Here is a 706-nt window from a genome sequence, read left to right as displayed (position 1 = left end):
TTGCTGAAGGCTGTGTTCGAGGACGGCCTGCTCGGCAAGAGTCACCGCGGGTTGCCGATACAGGTGATCGTCAAAGCCGACCTCAACGATCTGATCCGCGAAGCCGGGTTCGCCACCACCGTCACCGGCACTTTGATCCCGATCCCCGATCTCATCGACATGGCCGCCGACGCCCAACCCTGGCTGGCGGTGTTCAAAGACGCCACCGCCGTCCCGCTCTACTTCGGACGCGGCAAACGCCTGGCCACCCGCGAACAACGACTCGTGTCCTTCGCCCGACCCGACGGCGAAAGCTGCTCCAACCCCGCCTGCGGCATAGCCGCCGCACACGTGGAAATGCATCACGCCCAACTCGATTGGGGTCTCGGTGGCCTCACCGACATCACCGACCTGACCCCGGCCTGCTCGAAACACAATCGGATGGTCGGCGAGCAACCCGGCCGATACACCACCCGCATGGTGCGGGAAGGACCCGACGCGGGCCGTTGCGCCTGGCGGCTCAACGCCGAACCCGGCGCGCCTCCGAATCCCGAACGCATCAACCGGCGACCCGACCTACCCCGACGGTTCGCCGAGCACCTCCACCAGGTGCGCACCGAGATCCACGGACCCGACCCGGCGTCCGGCGATCAGTCGCGCCTGCACCTGCGCCAAGTCATCGACCTACGCAACGCCTCCGACGCCGAAGCCACCCTCGCCTCGATAA

Annotated in this window: 1 protein-coding gene; it reads left to right on the top strand. The window is 66.9% G+C overall.

Annotated features, from left to right (window positions below):
- On the top strand, positions 1 to 706 hold a 706-nt coding region (locus tag NWF34_RS25320; protein WP_258326407.1), incomplete at both ends, for a 13E12 repeat family protein.

The sequence above is a fragment of the Gordonia sp. GONU genome (assembly GCF_024733855.1).
Lineage (GTDB): Bacteria > Actinomycetota > Actinomycetes > Mycobacteriales > Mycobacteriaceae > Gordonia > Gordonia amicalis.
This window is presented reverse-complemented; position numbering and strand designations above follow the sequence as displayed.